This is a genomic window from Cyanobium sp. PCC 7001 (assembly GCF_000155635.1).
GTDB lineage: Bacteria > Cyanobacteriota > Cyanobacteriia > PCC-6307 > Cyanobiaceae > NIES-981.
In genome coordinates, this window is sequence record NZ_DS990556.1 from 690,226 (window position 1) to 706,352 (window position 16,127).

Annotated in this window: 15 protein-coding genes; 3 read left to right on the forward strand and 12 right to left on the reverse strand. The window is 70.2% G+C overall.

All coding sequences use genetic code 11. The features are described 5' to 3' along the window. Nucleotides 1–22: 22 nt before the first annotated feature. The gene (gene glmU / locus CPCC7001_RS03380) at nt 23–1,378 is read left to right on the forward strand and encodes a bifunctional UDP-N-acetylglucosamine diphosphorylase/glucosamine-1-phosphate N-acetyltransferase GlmU (RefSeq protein ID WP_006911554.1); all 1,356 of its coding nucleotides are present in this window, start codon (nt 23–25) and stop codon (nt 1,376–1,378) included. Between the two features lie 48 nt (nt 1,379–1,426). On the opposite strand, the gene murF is transcribed toward glmU, so the two are convergent. From murF to menD, 6 genes are all read right to left on the reverse strand, one after another. After that, nucleotides 1,427–2,836 carry a UDP-N-acetylmuramoyl-tripeptide--D-alanyl-D-alanine ligase gene (gene murF / locus CPCC7001_RS03385; protein ID WP_043368565.1) on the reverse strand — a complete coding sequence of 470 codons (1,410 nt, stop codon included), beginning with the start codon at nt 2,834–2,836 and terminating at the stop codon, nt 1,427–1,429. Further along, the gene (locus CPCC7001_RS03390) at nt 2,784–3,560 is read right to left on the reverse strand and encodes a hypothetical protein (protein WP_050757051.1); all 777 of its coding nucleotides are present in this window, start codon (nt 3,558–3,560) and stop codon (nt 2,784–2,786) included. Before CPCC7001_RS03390 ends, murF begins: the two co-directional genes overlap by 53 nt. Nucleotides 3,561–3,591: 31 nt before the next feature. Beyond that, nucleotides 3,592–5,064: a glycogen synthase GlgA gene (gene glgA / locus CPCC7001_RS03395; RefSeq protein WP_006911286.1), complete on the reverse strand. Its 1,473-nt coding sequence runs from the start codon at nt 5,062–5,064 to the stop codon at nt 3,592–3,594. A 43-nt stretch (nt 5,065–5,107) separates the two neighbouring features. Next, nucleotides 5,108–5,647, reverse strand: a complete 540-nt coding sequence (locus CPCC7001_RS03400; protein ID WP_225867162.1) for a L,D-transpeptidase — start codon at nt 5,645–5,647, stop codon at nt 5,108–5,110. Between the two features lie 73 nt (nt 5,648–5,720). Continuing rightward, nucleotides 5,721–6,566, reverse strand: a complete 846-nt coding sequence (gene menB / locus CPCC7001_RS03405) for a 1,4-dihydroxy-2-naphthoyl-CoA synthase (RefSeq protein ID WP_006910374.1) — start codon at nt 6,564–6,566, stop codon at nt 5,721–5,723. Further along, entirely contained in the window at nt 6,563–8,320 is a 1,758-nt protein-coding gene (gene menD, locus CPCC7001_RS03410) for a 2-succinyl-5-enolpyruvyl-6-hydroxy-3-cyclohexene-1-carboxylic-acid synthase (protein ID WP_006910894.1), read from the reverse strand. Before menD ends, menB begins: the two co-directional genes overlap by 4 nt. A gap of 41 nt (nt 8,321–8,361) precedes the next feature. On the opposite strand from menD, the gene lepB reads away from it, so the two are divergent. Beyond that, a complete protein-coding gene (gene lepB, locus CPCC7001_RS03415; protein WP_006909140.1) occupies nt 8,362–8,958 on the forward strand; it encodes a signal peptidase I in 597 nt (198 codons plus the stop codon). 30 nt (nt 8,959–8,988) lie between these two features. Continuing rightward, nucleotides 8,989–9,351: a DUF760 domain-containing protein gene (locus CPCC7001_RS03420; RefSeq protein ID WP_006909889.1), complete on the forward strand. Its 363-nt coding sequence runs from the start codon at nt 8,989–8,991 to the stop codon at nt 9,349–9,351. 71 nt (nt 9,352–9,422) lie between these two features. Here the strand turns inward: CPCC7001_RS03420 and CPCC7001_RS03425 are convergent, their stop codons facing one another. The 6 genes from CPCC7001_RS03425 to CPCC7001_RS03450 form a co-directional block, all read right to left on the reverse strand. Beyond that, the gene (locus CPCC7001_RS03425; protein ID WP_006911212.1) at nt 9,423–10,613 is read right to left on the reverse strand and encodes a DUF4336 domain-containing protein; all 1,191 of its coding nucleotides are present in this window, start codon (nt 10,611–10,613) and stop codon (nt 9,423–9,425) included. Beyond that, entirely contained in the window at nt 10,610–11,470 is an 861-nt protein-coding gene (locus CPCC7001_RS03430) for a metal ABC transporter permease (protein WP_006910589.1), read from the reverse strand. The genes CPCC7001_RS03425 and CPCC7001_RS03430 overlap by 4 nt, the downstream gene beginning before the upstream one ends. Next, nucleotides 11,467–12,240 (reverse strand): metal ABC transporter ATP-binding protein, encoded by a 774-nt coding sequence (locus tag CPCC7001_RS03435; RefSeq protein WP_006909974.1) that lies wholly within the window; start codon nt 12,238–12,240, stop codon nt 11,467–11,469. The genes CPCC7001_RS03430 and CPCC7001_RS03435 overlap by 4 nt, the downstream gene beginning before the upstream one ends. Before the next feature lie 17 nt (nt 12,241–12,257). After that, nucleotides 12,258–13,196: a metal ABC transporter substrate-binding protein gene (locus tag CPCC7001_RS03440; RefSeq protein WP_050757052.1), complete on the reverse strand. Its 939-nt coding sequence runs from the start codon at nt 13,194–13,196 to the stop codon at nt 12,258–12,260. 231 nt (nt 13,197–13,427) lie between these two features. Beyond that, nucleotides 13,428–14,504: a photosystem II q(b) protein gene (psbA, locus tag CPCC7001_RS03445; protein ID WP_006911636.1), complete on the reverse strand. Its 1,077-nt coding sequence runs from the start codon at nt 14,502–14,504 to the stop codon at nt 13,428–13,430. Nucleotides 14,505–14,667: 163 nt separating this feature from the next. Beyond that, the gene (locus CPCC7001_RS03450; protein ID WP_006911196.1) at nt 14,668–16,053 is read right to left on the reverse strand and encodes a YcjF family protein; all 1,386 of its coding nucleotides are present in this window, start codon (nt 16,051–16,053) and stop codon (nt 14,668–14,670) included. Nucleotides 16,054–16,127 lie beyond the last annotated feature (74 nt).

A 16,127-nucleotide genomic window follows, 5' to 3' on the forward strand; every position in this document is an offset into this window, starting at 1 on the left:
CGCCCAGCCGCTGCTCCTCGCCATGCTCGCCGTTGCCGTGTTGGCCGCCGGGAAGGGCACGCGGATGAAGAGTGAGCTGCCGAAGGTGCTGCAACCGCTGGCCGGCTCCACCCTGGTGGAGCGGGTGCTGGCCAGCTGCCGCCATCTGGCGCCCCAGCGTCAGCTGCTGATCGTGGGCCACCAGGCCGAGCGGGTGGAGGCGTCCCTGGCGGGGCAGCCCGGCCTGGAATTCGTGCTCCAGCAGCCCCAGCACGGCACCGGCCATGCCGTGCAGCAGCTGCTCGCGCCCCTGGAAGGCTTCGAGGGGGATCTGCTGGTGCTCAACGGCGATGTGCCCCTGCTGCGGCCCGCCACCCTGGAGGCCCTGCTCGAGCAGCACCAGCGCACCCGGGCGGCGGTGACGCTGCTCACGGCCCGGCTCGATGACCCCAGCGGCTACGGCCGGGTCTTCGCCGCTGACGACGGTCGCGTGAGCGCCATCGTGGAACATCGCGACTGCACCGAGGAGCAGCGGCGCAATCCCCTGATCAATGCCGGGATCTACTGCTTCAACTGGCCGCAGCTGGCGGCGGTGCTGCCCTCCCTCACCACCGACAACGACCAGGGCGAGCTCTACCTCACCGACACGGTGGGGATGCTGGAGCCCGCCATGCACCAGGAGGTCGCCGATGCCGCCGAGATCAGCGGCATCAACGACCGGCTGCAGCTGGCCCAGTGCGAAGCGGCCCTGCAGGAGCGGCTGCGGCGCCACTGGATGGCCGAAGGGGTGACCTTCGTGGATCCGGCCAGTTGCACCCTGAGCGAGGGCACCCGCTTCGGCCGTGATGTGCTGGTGGAGCCCCAGTGCCATTTCCGCGGTGCCACCAGCATCGGCGCCGGCTGCCGCATCGGCCCCGGCTGCCTGATCGAGGACTCCCGGCTGGAGGAGGGGGTCCAGGCGCTGTACAGCGTGGTGCGCCAGGCCGTGGTGGGGGCGGGCTGCTCCCTCGGCCCCTTCGCCCAGGTGCGGCCCGGCTCGACGCTCGCCGAGCACTGCCATGTGGGCAACTTCGTGGAAGTGAAGAACAGCAGCCTGGGTGCGGGGGTGAAGGTGAACCACCTCAGCTACATCGGCGATGCCGACCTCGGCGAGCGGGTGAACGTGGGGGCGGGCACGATCACCGCCAACTACGACGGCGTGCGCAAACACCGCACGGTGATCGGTGCCGGCAGCAAGACCGGTGCGAACTCGGTGCTGGTGGCCCCGATCAGCCTGGGAGAGAACGTGACCGTGGGGGCAGGCTCCACCCTCACCCGCAACGTGCCCTCCGGCGCCCTGGCCCTGGGCCGGGCCCGGCAGCTGGTGAAGGAGAACTGGAGTGGCCCCCAGAGCGGTTGAGCGCTTCAGGGCCTCCGATCCGATCGCCGTAGCCGAGGCCGTGGCTGTTCAGGCCGGGTCGGCCATCGCCTGCTGGAGCAGGGGAATGAGGCGTTCGAGCGCCACACTCCGGCTGGCTTTGAGCAGCACGGTGTCGCCGGGAGCAAGCCACGGCTGCAGCACCGCGGCCGCCGCCTCGGGGCTGGGTACCAGTGCCAGCCGGGACATCCCGGCAGCCTCGGCTGCCATCGCCTCGCCCTCGGCGCCGCCATCCACGATCAGCAGCCCATCGAGATCCAGCTCGATCGCCCGGCGGGCCACCCGGCGGTGCAACGCCAGGCTCTTGTCCCCGAGTTCGAGCATGGTGCCGAGCACGGCGTAGCGGCGGCCGCCGGCCTGGGTCGCCAGCAGCTCCAGGGAGGCCAGAACCGCCTCGGGGGAAGCGTTGTACGTCTCATCGAGCAGGCGAATCCCACCCACCGCAAGGCGGCGGCTGCGGCCGCCCGGCAGGGCCACGTGCAGCTGCTGCAGCCGCTCGGGCCCGACGCCAAGGTGCCGGGCCACGGCCAGGGCCAGCATCAGGTTGCGGGCGTGGTGACGGCCCTCCAGCGGCAGCGGCACCGCCACGCCGTCCACCACCACGCTGCCGGCGGCGGGATCCTCCTGGCCCACCCAGTCCGCCTCGGCCTCGCCGGGATCACCCGCCAGGGCGATCCGCAGCACGGCCCCCTGCCACACCGCGGCCAGGGCAGCATCGAGCAGGGGGTCGCCGGCGGGGATCACCACCACCCCCTGGGGTTGGAGGGAGGTGGTGATCTCGCACTTGGCCTGGGCGATCGCCTCGCGACTGCCCAGGCGGCCGATGTGGGCCGTGCCGATGTTGGTGATCACCGCCACGTCCGGCTGGGCACAGCGGCTCAACCGCTCGATCTCCCCGAGCCCCCGCATCCCCATCTCCACCACGGCGGCCCGGTCGGCGTCGGTGAGGCGCAGCAGCGTGAGCGGCACCCCCAGATCGTTGTTCTCGTTGCCCCTGGAGGCCACCACCGAACCGAGCGGCGCCAGCACGGCTCGGATCAGCTCCCGGGTCGTGGTCTTGCCGGCGGACCCCGTCACCGCCACCACGGGCCCGGCAAAACCGCGGCGCCAGCCCGCCGCCAGCTGCTGGTAGGCCAGCACCGTGTCGGGCACGGCCCACAGGCCGCAGCCGCGCTCACCAGCCAGGGCCATCAGGCTCTGGAGGCTCGCCGGCGGCAGGTGGTCGCCCTGGAGCACCACAGCCGCGCTGCCGGCCTGGATCGCCTGCTCGAGAAAGTCATGGCCGTCGAAGCGCTCGCCCACCAGAGCCAGGAACACCCCGCCCGCGCTCAGGCGCCGGCTGTCGGTGCTGACGGCCGCAACCGGGTCCTGCGAGGGTGAGGCCGGATCAAGCAGCGGCGTTCCCAGGATCTCCGGCAGCTGGTGAAAGCGGAGCGGCATCGGCGGGAAGCGGCGCGAGCAGGATCATGCCTGAACCCACCCGGGCACTCCGGCCGAGGGGATGGTGGCCCTCGCTCTCCAGCATGAGGCTTGTGTAGCCGAGCCGTCGGCCCTGCTCCAGCCAGCCATCGGCCAGGTGCTGCCGGCGGCGGGCATCGAGGCTCAGGAACGGCCGGTCGAGCACCAACCGCAGCCGGGCGGCGGCGGCGATGGGATGGACGGCCCGGATCAGGGTTCCCCCTTCGCCGTCCTGGAACGCCTGCCGCAGGTCTGTCAGGGCAGGATCAGGCTCTGGGCCGGTTCCAGGCGTTGGCGTTGCCACTGGGGATGGCCGTGGCGCTGCCGCTGGGGATGGAGGGGGCAGCTCCGATGCCTTCGGAGCCCCCTCGGATGGTTCGGCCTCCACCGCCGTGGCGTCGGCAGGATCCAAGGCGGCAGGGACCTCCAGCGGCACCGGCTCGGGCCGAGGCTGGGTCCGCTGACCGTCGAAGGACCGCACGCCCAAGACACCCAGGCCGAGAACCAGACCAAGCCCCAGGGCCAGGACCAGCGGCCAGAACAGACCTGCCAGCGGCGGCGGCCAGAAGGAGGGCCGGGGCAGATCCCCCTGGCGATTGCGGCGCCACAGCTCCCACAGCCGCAGCCTGGTGCTGGCCGCAGCGGCCCGCAGGTCCCGCCCCAGCAGCTTCCAGGGACTCACATAGGGGGCGGGCAGATGCGACACCGTGGCAACTCAGTGGCGACACTGTGGCAACTCAGCGGCGCCGCAGCAGGCCCGCCAGCCCCTTGCGGCTCGGATCGGCATCCTGACCCTGGGAGAAGCGCTCCACCTCATCGGCCGCCGGCGTGGGCTCCTTCACGCCGCACACGTCGCGGTACATGGCGTCATAGGCAAGAGCCGAGCGCGCCCAGCTGAAATCCACGGCCATGCCGCGCCGCTGCAGCTCCTCCCAGCTGGCCTGGTGGCGGTAGGCCTCCCAGGAGCGCACGATCGCGGTGTAGAAGTCGATCGGCTCGAACCGATCGAAGCCATAACCCGTGCCGGTGCCGGCCAGGGGGTCGTTGGGCGGCACGGTGTCCACCAGGCCGCCCACGCGCCGCACCACCGGCACGGAGCCGTAGCGCATCGCCAGCATCTGGCTGATCCCGCAGGGCTCGAATCGGCTCGGCATCAGGAAGGCGTCGCTGCCGCCGTAGATCAGGCGGGAGAGGGCGTCGTCGTAGGTGAGGAACACGGCGAAGCGGCCAGGATGGCGGGCCGCCATCTGCCAGAGCCCGGATTCGAAGGCCCGGTCCCCGGTGCCCAGCACCACGATCTGGCTGTCGGTGTAGGCCAGCACCCGATCGGCCACCTGCAGGAGCAGGTCCACTCCCTTCTGGTCCACGAGCCGGCTCACCAGACCCATCAGGTAGGTGCGGGGGCTCACCGTGAGCCCGAAGCGTTCCTGCAGGGCCTGCTTGTTGCGGGCCCGCGGCGCCAGATCGCCGGCGTCGAAGCAGGCCGGCAGGGTGGAATCGGTGGCGGGGTTCCAGTCCTCGGTGTCGATGCCGTTCAGGATGCCCCGCAGCTTGCCGCTGATGTAATTCAGCAGCCCATCCAGCTGTTCGCCGTACTGGGGGGTGCGGATCTCCATCGCGTAGGTGGGCGACACGGCATTCACCCGGTCGGCGTAGAGCAGGGCCGCCGCCATGGTGTGATCGCCCTGCATGTACCAGGGGCACCAGGTCATCCGGTCGAGCTTCCAGCGCCAGGGCCCCTGGTACTTGAGGTTGTGGATGGTGAACACCGTGCTGATCTCGGGGTCCTGGTGCATCCACACCGGCAGCATGCCGGTGTGCCAGTCGTGGCAGTGCAGCACCTGCGGCTTCCAGTGATGCCAGCAGAACTCCGCCGTGGCGGAGGCGAAGAAGGTGAAGCGCCAGTCCTCGTCGTCGCCGCCGTAGATGCGCTCGGCATCGAACACCGGATGACCCACCAGGAAGAGGGGCAGCCCGTTGGTGGGATGACGTGTCTCGAACACGGCGAAGTCGTTGCCCATGGTGTGGCCGCGCCACACTGGTTCGGAGGGAATGGGCAGCCGTGACCAGAGCCGGCCGTAGCCGGGCATCATGATGCGCACGTCGTGGCCGAGCTGGGCCAGAGCGGGGGGCAGGGATCCCACCACGTCACCCATGCCTCCCACCTTGATCAGGGGGGCGCACTCCGCGGCTGCAAACAAAACCCGCATGCTGTCCGGCCCGAGGTGGGCGCAACTGTAAAGGCGGTGTCTGCTACGGCAGAACGGTGACCGGGGTGCCGATCCGCACCAGCTCGAACAGTTCCCGGGCGTGCTCATCGAAGAGGCGGACGCACCCGTGGGACACGGCCTGACCCACACTCTCCCGGTTCGGCGTGCCGTGGAAGCCGGCGCTGACGCAGCCCTCCACGACCAGATAGTTGCGGCCGTTGAAGCCCCGCCGGCCGCGGCAATCGCGGTGGAAGCCGATCCAGCGGCTGCCGAGCGGGTTGCTGGGACCCGGCGGCACCTTCTGCCCCGTGGCCGGATGCTCCCACACCGGATCCCGCACCAGCTCGATCACGGCGAAGCGTCCCACCGGGGTCTCCCAGCCGGGCCGCCCCACGGCCACGGGAAAGCGGCGCAGCTCACGGCCGCCCTCCAGCACGCGCACGTGGCGCTGACGGCGGTCCAGCACCACCTCCCGGGATCCGGGCACTGCAGGGCCTGCGGTCTGGGCCAGGGCCCCCGCGCCCCCCAACGGCAGGGCCTGGAGGCTGAGGGCCAGCACCAACCCCGGGAGCGACCGGAGCACGGAGCGGACCTCGGGGCTCGGGAACGGAGAGGGCGCCACTGGAATCGAAGGGTGGTCCGGGCCTTGCAGAGGCTCAAGGTAACCAGGGGGCGTCGGAGAAGTCGGGCTGGCGCTTGGCCAGGAAGGCATCGCGCCCCTCCTGCCCCTCGGCCGTGCGGTAGAAGAGGTGGGTGGCCTGGCCCGCCAGCTCCTGGATTCCCGCCAGGCCATCGGTCTCGGCATTGAACGCCGCCTTCAGGCAGCGGATCGCGGTAGGGCTGTGCTGCAGCACCTCCCGGGCCCAGCGCACACCCTCCTCCTGCAGGGCCTCGAGCGGCACCACGGCGTTGACCAGGCCCATGGCCAGCGCCTCGTGGGCGTCGTACTGCCGGCACAGGAACCAGATCTCCCGCGCCTTGCGCTGCCCCACCACGCGGGCCAGGTAACCCGCGCCGAAGCCGCCGTCGAAGCTGCCCACCCGCGGGCCGGTCTGGCCGAAGCGGGCGTTCTCCGCCGCGATCGAGAGGTCGCAGAGCAGGTGCAGCACCTGGCCGCCGCCGATGGCGTAGCCCGCCACCAGGGCGATCACCACCTTGGGCAGGCTGCGGATCAGCCGCTGCAGGTCGAGCACGTTGAGCCGGGGCAGGCCATCGTCACCCACATAGCCCCCGTCCCCCCGCACGCTCTGATCCCCACCGGCGCAGAAGGCCCAGCCACCATCGGCCGCCGGACCGGCACCGGTGAACAGCACCACCCCCACCCGGGGATTGTCCCGGACCCGGGCGAAGGCGTCACACAGCTCCTGCACGGTGCGGGGCCGGAAGGCGTTGCGCTTGTGGGGCCGGTTGATTGTGATGCGGGCGATCCCCTCCTCGCAGAGCTCGAAGCGGATGTCCTCGTAGTTGCCGGCCTCGCGCCAGTGGACAGGGTCGGCGGTCATGAACGCGGCGCCAGGGCGGTGGCCATTCTGCGCAGATCGTGACGCCAGGCCGCGTCCCTGCGGCGGTCGGTGGCCAACCGCATCAACGCCATCGGCTGCGCGCGCGCCCAGGCCAGGGCCGCCGGCAGCTCCGCCGCGATGGCCACGCTCCGGGCCGGCACGCCATGGGCGGCCGCCAGCCGCAGGGGATCCACGGCCTGGGGCATGGCAAACAGGCGCTCGAAGTCCAGCGTTGTCTCGCCATCCGGGCGGATCGCCAGCTGCTCGAAGATGCCGCCGCCGCCGTTGTCGATCAGCACCACGGTGAGCCGCCCCCGCAGGCGCCGATGCCAGAGCCAGCCGTTGCTGTCATGCAGGAGCGCCAGATCGCCGCTCAGCAGCACCGCCTCGCCCCAGGCCTCCGCCACGCCGCAGGCCAGCGACAGGGTGCCGTCGATGCCGGAGGCGCCGCGGAAGGAGAACACCGGCCGGGCCGGGGCAGACGCGGGGGTGAAGCTGTCCCAGTCCCGCACGGGTGAACTGTTGGCGATCACCAGGGGCAGGCCGGCGGGCAGCAGAAGACTGAGCTGGCGGGCAATGGCCGGCTCCCCCCAGGCTGGCGGTGCCAGGGCCTCGCCCAGGTGTGCCTGCACCGTGGTTTCGAGACGGCACCAACGGTCGGCCAGGGCCAGGCTGGCCGCAGCGGGGCTTCCTTCCCGCGCCGCCGTCGGCAGCTGCTGCCACCAGCGGGCCAGTCCCCCGGGCCACTGGGGGCAGTCCATGGCCAGGGCATCGAGGCAGCGGGGCTCGGCTTCGCTGATCAGCAGCTGGCGACCGGCGCAGCCGCGCAGCAGCTCCTGCAGCCGGCGGCTGGCCGACAGAGGACCGAGCCGCAGCACCTGCGGGGCCAGCAACCCAGCGGCGGCAGGCTGCTGGCACAGATCCGCACAGCCCACCAGGACAAGCCCGGCTTCCCCCCGCAACCCACTGAGTCCATCGGCGAGCACCGGCCAGCCGGTGCGTTGCTGCCAGAGCCGCAGGGCCTCACAGAAGGCAGGCCACCCCTGCGGAAGGCCGCGCCATGGCCCGGCCACCACCAGGCCAGGGGCATCAGGATCCAGTCCCCCCAGGCCGATGCCCGGCAGCGCGGAGCTGGCAGCCGCCGCCGGATTGGACGGGGCCTCGACCGTGACGTCAGAGAGCTTGAGGCCCCGGAGCGTGGCGGCATCGGCATGGAGCGGCTCCTCGATGGGCAGGTTCACGTGCACCGGGCCGGGGGGCTGCTGGGTCGTGGCGGCCATGGCCCGGGCCGCCAGCTGCTCCAGGGCCTGGGGAGCCATCAGCGCCAGGCCGTCCCCATCACCGCGGAGCAGATCCCGCACGTTGGAGGCCAGGAAGTCCTGCTGATTCACGGTCTGGTTGGCGCCACAGCCCTGGAGGCGCCGGGGGCGGTCCGCCGTGATCAGCAGCAGGGGGATGGTGCCGAAATCCGCCTCCACCACGGCGGGAAGCAGGTTGGCCACCGCCGTGCCTGAGGTGGTGATCACGGCGGCGGCCCGTCCCGCCGCGCGCGACCAGCCCAGGGCGAAGAAGGCCGCCGAACGCTCGTCCACGGCGGTGTGCAGCTGCAGCTGTTCCCCCTCCACCAGAGCGGCCGCAACGGCCAGCGGAGCGGAGCGGCTGCCGGGGCAGAGCACCACGAGCCCCAGCCCCTGCCGCACCAGGGCCTGGAGCAGCAGCAGGGCAGCTTCGAGATTGCGGCGGGCCAGATCCAACCCAGGACCTGCAGGATGGGGCGTCCATCCTCCCTGTCGCCTTGTCCTCCCCGAGCCCCTCGCCGCTGCAGGGCCTGCGGCGCCAGCTGCTGCCGGTGCTGGCCTGGGTGGCGGTGGCCCTGCTGCTGCGCTGGGCGGTGCTGGAACCCCGCTGGATTCCTTCCGGTTCCATGCTCCCCACCCTGCAGCTGCAGGATCGGGTGCTGGTGGAAAAGGTGCGCACCCGTCTGCACCGCCCTCTGCCAGTGGGCACGGTGGTGGTGTTCCACCCGCCGCCGGTGTTGCAGGCGGCGGGTTACCGGGCCGATGCCGCCCTGATCAAACGGGTGGTGGCCGTCGCTGGTGATCAGGTGGAGGTGCGTCAGGGGCGGCTGTGGCGCAACGGCTCCGCCGTGGCGGACGACTGGGCAGCCGAGCCGATGGCCTATGCGCTGGCACCCGTGACCGTGCCAGCGGGCCACCTGCTGGTGCTGGGGGACAACCGCAATGCCAGTCTCGATTCCCACCTCTGGGGCCCACTGCCGGAGGAGCAGCTGATCGGCAGCGCCGTCTGGCGCTACTGGCCGCTGCGACGCTTCGGAGCCATTCGGTTCTCCCCCACGGCAACCGAACCGGTGCCACCGCGACAGCTGGGTTAAGGTTTGCTGGTGACGCGGAGCACACCGGAAATGTTCAACCCGGAGTTCCTGACGACAGACAACGAGGCCATCAGCGGCAATTCGCTGATCCAATATCTGCAGGAACAATCTCCGGATGTGTTGCAGCGGGTGGCCCGCTCGGCCAGCGGCGACATCCAGGACATCATTCGCCACAACGTGCAGGGTCTGCTCGGCATGCTTCCGGCCGAGCACTTCGAGGTGAAGATCCAGACCAATCGCGAGAATCTGGCCGGCCTGCTCGCCTCCGCGATGATGACGGGCTATTTCCTGCGGCAGATGGAGCAGCGCATGGAGCTGGAGACCAGCCTGCTCGGTCGGGATGGGGCCGAGGATTCCGGCGATGACGCCGATCCCGGCGAACTCCAGCTCTGAGCCGGCCCAGGCTGAACTGCTTGCATCCCGGCCACGTGCCGGGTCAGGGTTGATGGGTCAGGCGTGATGGGTCAGGGCTCGTGTCCGGCAGCCGGACGCATCGGAGGGGTTTCCGGAACCACACCCCAGGCCAACAGTCGGCGGTCGAGCTCGGCCAGGAAGCGCCAGCTGCCGCCATCAGGAGCCCACGGCCGGCCTTCCAGCTCCTCGGCCAGGGCCTTGAGGGCCAGTGCATCACAGACCACCGGAGCCTCGTAGTGGGCGGGAACCAGCTGGCGGATCCGCTCCAGCGCGGCCAGGCGCCGCAGCCAGGCCAGCAGGGCATCACGGCAACGGGGAAACACCAGCCGCTCCAGCAATGGGGCCACCTGCATTCTCAGAGGTCCGGCCGGTACGAGGGCCTGGAACTCCTCCTGCCAGCAAGGCGACCAGCGGAAGGGGTAGAGGCCGAAGTAACTGCGGGGCCGCCGCAGGCCGGGGGCCATCGCCTGGCCCAGTTGTTCCCGCAGAGCCGGCACCTGCAGCTGCGCCGGCCTCAGGTAGGAGGCGAAGAGCACCAGCCGTTGCCAGCCGCGCCGGCGCCGCTCCGGCGTGTCCACGAGGGGTTCATCGCCGCGGTCACGGGCATGGAACAGCAGTGGGGTGGGGTCGGCATCGAACAGGGGAGGGGGCTCCGCCCCGATCGCCACCAGGGCATCGGTGACCAGCAACGTGCCACTGGCCCTGTGGAGGCAGGCCACTTCCATGAAGGTGCCCAACCCCAGGTTCAAGGGCCCGAGGGGCTCCCAGTGGAGCTGATCGGTGTGGGGCAGGCCCTGTTCGAACAGCGTGCGGGTGCGGCTGGGGGGCACTCCCAGCCAGGCCAGGGGCATCCGCATCGGGAAACTCCACTGGCGCGGGCTCACCCACACCTCGGCCTTGGGGAAGGCCCTGGCCAGGGCCGGCAGAGGCAGCTTGTGCTCCAGCCCCGAACTGGTGGGCAGCACGATGGTGCACACCGGGCCATGGCGCTGCTCCAGGCGTTCCAGCTGGCGGCGCAGCTCGCGCGTGGGCGGCAGCGGCGCGTAGAGCAGCAGACCCTCCTGCAGACGCACCACCGTCATCCGGATCGGCACGGCCACATAGAGCAGTCCCTGCAGTTGCTCGAAGCTCCACACCTGGCCGGGGATCAGTTCCCGCACCAGGGTGCGCCTGCGGCCATAGGGATACAGGGGCAGCAGCGGCCACCAGGGCCAGCGTTGCTCGGCGGCCGGAGCACTCACGGGCGGTGGTGGTGGAGGATCCCGTAACGGGGCGCAAAGACGAAGGCCAGAAGGAACAGCAGGGTCTGCACCAAGACGATGCAGCCGGCGGTGGAGCTGTCGCTCCAGTAGCTCACATACACCCCAATCACACTGGACACCACGCTGCTGGCCACGGCCAGGAGGGTCATGCGATCGAACCGGTCGGTGAGCAGGTAGGCGGTGGCGCCGGGTGTGACCAGCATCGCCACCACGAGGATGATGCCGACGGTCTGGAGGCCGGCCACGGCCGCCAGGGAGAGCACCGACAGCAGCAGGTAGTGCAGCAGGCCGGTGTTGATGCCGATCGATCGGGCGTGGGTGGGATCGAAGCAGAAGAGCATCAGGTCGCGCCGCAGCACCAGCAGCACCAGCAGCACCAGGCTGGAGATCACCAGCGTCTGCAGGATGTCTCCGGCGGAGATGCCGAGCACGTTGCCGAACAGGATATGGGTGAGGTCGATGTTGCTGCGGATCTTCGACACCAGCACCAGCCCCAGGGCGAAGAAGCCCGTGAACACCAGCCCGATCACCGTGTCCTCCTTCACTCGGGATTTCTGTTTCACGAAGCCGATCAGGGCCACCGAACCCACCCCGAACACAAAGGCCCCCACCGCGAACGGCAGACCCAGGGCGTAGGCCAGCACCACGCCGGGCATCACCGCGTGGGACACCGCATCCCCCATCAGGGCCCAGCCCTTGAGGGTCATGTAGCAGGAGAGCAGGCCACACACCCCACCCACCAGAGCACTGACCAGCAGGGCCCGCACCATGAAGCCCTGGCTGATGGGCTCCAGCAGCCAGGTGAGCAGCGATGGGGTGGTGAGCAGCAGGCTCATCGTTCGTTGTCGGGCAGGGGAGCGGGCCCGGTGATCAGATTGGGCGGCAGGCCCCCGAAGGTGAGCGCCAGGTTCTCCGGCGTGAACACCTCCGAGGTCTCGCCGTAGGCGAGCACCGTCTTGTTGATCAGCACCACCCGGTCGCAGAAGTCGCGCACGTGGCTCAGATCATGGGTGGAAATCAGGATCGAGCGGCCCTCGTCGCGGAACTGGAAAAAGAGCTCCGCCATCAGCCGCTCGGTGCGCACGTCCACGCCGTTGAAGGGCTCATCCAGCAGCAGCACCGAGGCCCCCTGGGCGATCGCCCGGGCCAGGAACGCCCGCTTGCGCTGGCCGCCGGAGAGGGCACCGATGGGGCGGTGGCGCAGCTCCAGCAGATCCACCCGCTCCAGCGCATGCCGCACGGCGGCCCGGTCGGAGGCACCAGGGATCCGCAGCAGGTTCATGGAGCCGTAGCGACCCATCATCACCACGTCCCACACGCTGACGGGGAACGAGCAATCCACGCTCTCGTTCTGGGGCACGTAGGCCACCGCCTGCTGCCGCTGGGCTTCCCGCACCGACACGCCGTTGATGCGGATGTAGCCCCGGGAGGGGCGCAGGAAGCCCATCAGGGTCTTGAACAGGGTGGTCTTGCCCGCCCCGTTCATCCCCACCAGCCCGCAGATGCAACCTGGCTCCAGGCGGAGGCTGGCGTCGTGGAGCGCCAGGAGGCCGTTGTAATCCACACAAAGCTGGTCGGCTTCAATCCTCAGAGCCGTTGGGCCCATGGGGGGTCTGGCCTGGCTCACGGCTGGCCTCCCGCTGCCGGAGCTGGGGTGGCGTTGAGTCCCTTCAGAATCAAGCCCACGTTGTACCGCTGCAGGTCCAGCAGGGTGGAGGCCGGACCGTCGGGGCCCGAGAGCGAATCCACGTAGAACGTGCCGCCGAAACGGGCCCCGGTGGCGCGGGCCACTTCCCGCTGGGCCTCGTCACTCACGGTGCTCTCGCAGAAGATCGTCGGCACCTGCCGCTCCTTGATCGTGGCGATCAGGCGGGTCATCCGCTGGGGAGTCACCTCGCTCTCGGCATTGACCGGCCAGAGGTAGGCCTCCTTGAGGCCGTAGTCGCGGGCGAGATAGGTGAAGGCCCCTTCACAACTCACCAGCACCCGCTGGGCCGGCGGAATGGTGGCCAGGGTGGTGCGCAGCTCCTGATCCAGCTGACGCAGGCGGCTCTTGTAGGCCTCGGCATTGGCCCGGAACACGGGAGCCCCCTTGGGATCGAGCTGGGAGAAGGCCGCGGCGGCCTGGTCCACGTAGTGCATGGCCCGCTGGGGAGACATCCAGGCGTGAGGATTGGGCTTGCCGGTGTAGGCATCCTCCTCGATCGGCAGGGGGGTGAGGCCTTCAGTGAGCGTCACGGTGGGCACGTTCCCGGCGGCGGCGGTGAACTTGCGGGCCCAGAGCTCCAGGCCCAGGCCGTTCTCCAGGATCAGATCGGCCCGGCTGGCCCGCTCAATGTCACTGGGGGTGGGCTGATAGCCGTGGATCTCCGCCCCCTGCTTGGTGATGGACTCCACCCGCAACCGGTCTCCCGCCACCTCCCGTGCCAGATCGGCCAGCACCGTGAAGGTGGTGAGCACCACGGGCCGGCCATCGTCGCCGGCGGGGGTGAGGCCGGACGGACTCCGGGTGCAGGACACGGCCAGCAGGCCCACAAGGGCGGCGGCACAGCCACGAACCATGCCCCGCAGCCGGAAGCGGCTGGCGCGGGCAACGGAACAGGGGGCAGGCAAGCCGCACGTCCTCTCAGGTTGTGGGAAACGCTACAGAACGTTGGCCTCCACCCCGGAGAGCCCTCCGCCACCGACAGGGGCTGAAACAAAGACTGCCCGCCCGTCGTTCGGGCAGCAAAAAGCCCCCGCCGCAGCGGGGGCCGTCCGGGGAAGTCCCGGGGGAAGGGCGCGAGAGCGGCCTCAGCCGATCGCGGGAGCCGAGAGCGCCACAGGGGTGCTCTCCACGGCCGCCAGGTCGAGCGGGAAGTTGTGAGCGTTGCGCTCGTGCATCACTTCCATGCCCAGGTTGGCGCGGTTGATCACGTCAGCCCAGGTGGGAACCACCTTGCCCTGCGCATCCAGGATCGACTGGTTGAAGTTGAACCCGTTCAGGTTGAAGGCCATGGTGCTGATGCCCAGGCTGGTGAACCAGATCCCCACCACCGGCCAGGCCGCCAGGAAGAAGTGCAGGCTCCGGCTGTTGTTGAAGCTGGCGTACTGGAAGATCAGGCGACCGAAGTAACCGTGGGCAGCCACGATGTTGTAGGTCTCTTCCTCCTGGCCGAACTTGTAGCCGTAGTTCTGGCTCTCGCTCTCGGTGGTCTCCCGCAGCAGCGAGGAGGTCACCAGCGAGCCGTGCATGGCGGAGAACAGGCTGCCGCCGAACACACCGGCCACACCCAGCATGTGGAAGGGGTGCATCAGGATGTTGTGCTCAGCCTGGAACACCAGCATGAAGTTGAAGGTGCCGCTGATGCCGAGGGGCATGCCGTCAGAGAAGGAACCCTGACCGAAGGGATACACCAGGAACACGGCGAAGGCAGCCGAGAGCGGGGCGCTGTAGGCCACGCAGATCCAGGGGCGCATGCCCAGCCGGTAGCTCAGCTCCCACTGGCGGCCCATGTAGGCAGAGATGCCGATCAGGAAGTGGAAGACAACCAGCTGGTAGGGGCCACCGTTGTACAGCCACTCGTCGAGGCTGGCGGCTTCCCAGATGGGATAGAAGTGCAGGCCGATGGCGTTGCTGGAGGGCACAACAGCACCGGAGATGATGTTGTTGCCGTAGAGGAAGGAACCCGCCACGGGCTCACGGATGCCGTCGATGTCGACGGGGGGAGCGGCGATGAACGCCACGATGAAGCAGATGGTGGCAGCCAGAAGGCAGGGGATCATCAGCACACCGAACCAACCCACATAAATGCGGTTGTTGGTGGAGGTGATCCACTGGCAGAAGCTTTCCCAGCTTTCCGCGCGGCTGCCGCGAACAGCAGTGGTCATGAAATCAGGATCCGGGACGGATCAGGAAGAGAACGGGCTCCTGAAGGGAGGAGCTCCAGAAAACGCTACGCAAACCAGCCCACTTGGGGCCCGATTCACAACAAACGTGGGATTGCTTAGGGAAACTTCACTTTGCACGTAACGATTTCGTCACGTCCTGAGCTCAGCCGCCGGCTACGGCGGGACGCTGGTCGCTCCACCACTGGCGGCCCTGCTGCAGAAAGCTGTTCCAGTCCAGCTTCTCCGCCTCGGCAGCTCGCGCCACCAGCAGCGGTGCCTCCCGCTTGATCCGCTCCAGATCGGGCTCCGGCACCCCTGCCGACAGGGCGAGCACGTCGGCCATGGCCCGGCCCACCACCCGGGTGAGATAGGCGGCGCTGAGGGCCTGAACCGCGCTGCCCACCAGCCAGGTGGCGCCGTGCAGCCGGATCAAGGAGCACAGCATCTGGCTGCTCCACTCCACCACCCCCAGGGCCAGCGAGGCCTTGGCCAGCTCGGTGGCGGCGGCCCGCAGCTGGGGAGCCGACCAGGGGCAGTGCCAGAGGCGCGCCATCTCCTGGAGCATCAGGCCATTGGCCACGGCCAGCACCACCACATCGAGGCTCGGCAGCGGGGCGGCCACCACACCCGCGGCCACCAGCCACTGGGTGCGCTGCTGCAGGAGCTGAAACCGCTGGCGCCGCAGGGTCTCAAGCTCGGCCTGCCAGCGGTCGTGAAGGTGGCGCAGCCCGCGCAGCTGGCGCTGGCGACGCAGCGGGGCCGCCTCCCGGCTGAGCTGGCGGGCCAGGGGGGCCAGCACGGCCTCCAGCGGCAAGGCGGCAGGCTGCCAGAGCAGCAGCTGGTGGTCGCGGCGCAGGGCCAGCTGGGCGGTGAGTTCCTGGCGCAGGACCTCGGGGTCCTGGCCGGCGTCGTGCTCCACCAGCAGCCAGGCCGGCAGGCCTTCGGGCAGGGCCTCGAGCCAGCGGAGGTCTGCCGCGGAGAGCGGCGTACGCAGCCAGTAGAGGAGGGCTTCCGCCATCCGGAACGGTTCGGACCAGGCCCAGTCGGGGCTCCAGCTGGCCAGGGGATGGGACCAGTGCAACGTGATCGGCACCGATCCCCGCAGGGCATCGGCCAGCAGCGGCCGCCGTTCCTCGGCGACCGTGGACGTCCCGGCCACCCCGATGGTGAGCCCGGGACGCTCCAGCAGCCGGCGCTGGGCCTCCAGGGCCCGGGTCCGCTCCAGAGCCCGGCCCCCTTCGGACCCCGCACCCGCAGCAGGAACGGCGTTCGGGGTCTCGAGGCAGAGAAACTGCTCCTGGAGGCTCTCCAGGCGCTGCAGCCAGCCGGCCACATCCTCCCGCCCGGGCGGGATCGGGCCGGCAGGGCCGCGGCGGAACCACCACAGGGCCCCCAGGGCAAGAGCACCGGTTCCAACCGTGGTGAGGGGAAGGTGGATGAGGTGGCCGAGTCCATCCACCACCACACCGCCGCCCACCAGAGCCAGGCCGAGGGGCCACCAGCGCGAAGGCCCCCCGGCCAGCAGGCGCAGGACCGGTGCTGGGAGCATCGCCCCAGACGCCCCAGGCGCGGCAGGCGGCGGCGAATCTGGCCCGGACGGCAGTGGCGGCGTCAACGCTGCTG

Bases quoted from the DNA above. Each gene is read 5' to 3' on its own strand.
- CPCC7001_RS03450 (WP_006911196.1), bottom strand. From the start codon at position 16,053: ATGCTCCCAGCACCGGTCCTGCGCCTGCTGGCCGGGGGGCCTTCGCGC.
- CPCC7001_RS03435 (WP_006909974.1), bottom strand. From the start codon at position 12,240: ATGGGCCCAACGGCTCTGAGGATTGAAGCCGACCAGCTTTGTGTGGAT.
- glmU (WP_006911554.1), top strand. From the start codon at position 23: ATGCTCGCCGTTGCCGTGTTGGCCGCCGGGAAGGGCACGCGGATGAAG.
- CPCC7001_RS03440 (WP_050757052.1), bottom strand. From the start codon at position 13,196: ATGGTTCGTGGCTGTGCCGCCGCCCTTGTGGGCCTGCTGGCCGTGTCC.
- psbA (WP_006911636.1), bottom strand. From the start codon at position 14,504: ATGACCACTGCTGTTCGCGGCAGCCGCGCGGAAAGCTGGGAAAGCTTC.
- murF (WP_043368565.1), bottom strand. From the start codon at position 2,836: ATGCCGCTCCGCTTTCACCAGCTGCCGGAGATCCTGGGAACGCCGCTG.
- CPCC7001_RS03420 (WP_006909889.1), top strand. From the start codon at position 8,989: ATGTTCAACCCGGAGTTCCTGACGACAGACAACGAGGCCATCAGCGGC.
- menB (WP_006910374.1), bottom strand. From the start codon at position 6,566: ATGACCGCCGACCCTGTCCACTGGCGCGAGGCCGGCAACTACGAGGAC.
- glgA (WP_006911286.1), bottom strand. From the start codon at position 5,064: ATGCGGGTTTTGTTTGCAGCCGCGGAGTGCGCCCCCCTGATCAAGGTG.
- CPCC7001_RS03430 (WP_006910589.1), bottom strand. From the start codon at position 11,470: ATGAGCCTGCTGCTCACCACCCCATCGCTGCTCACCTGGCTGCTGGAG.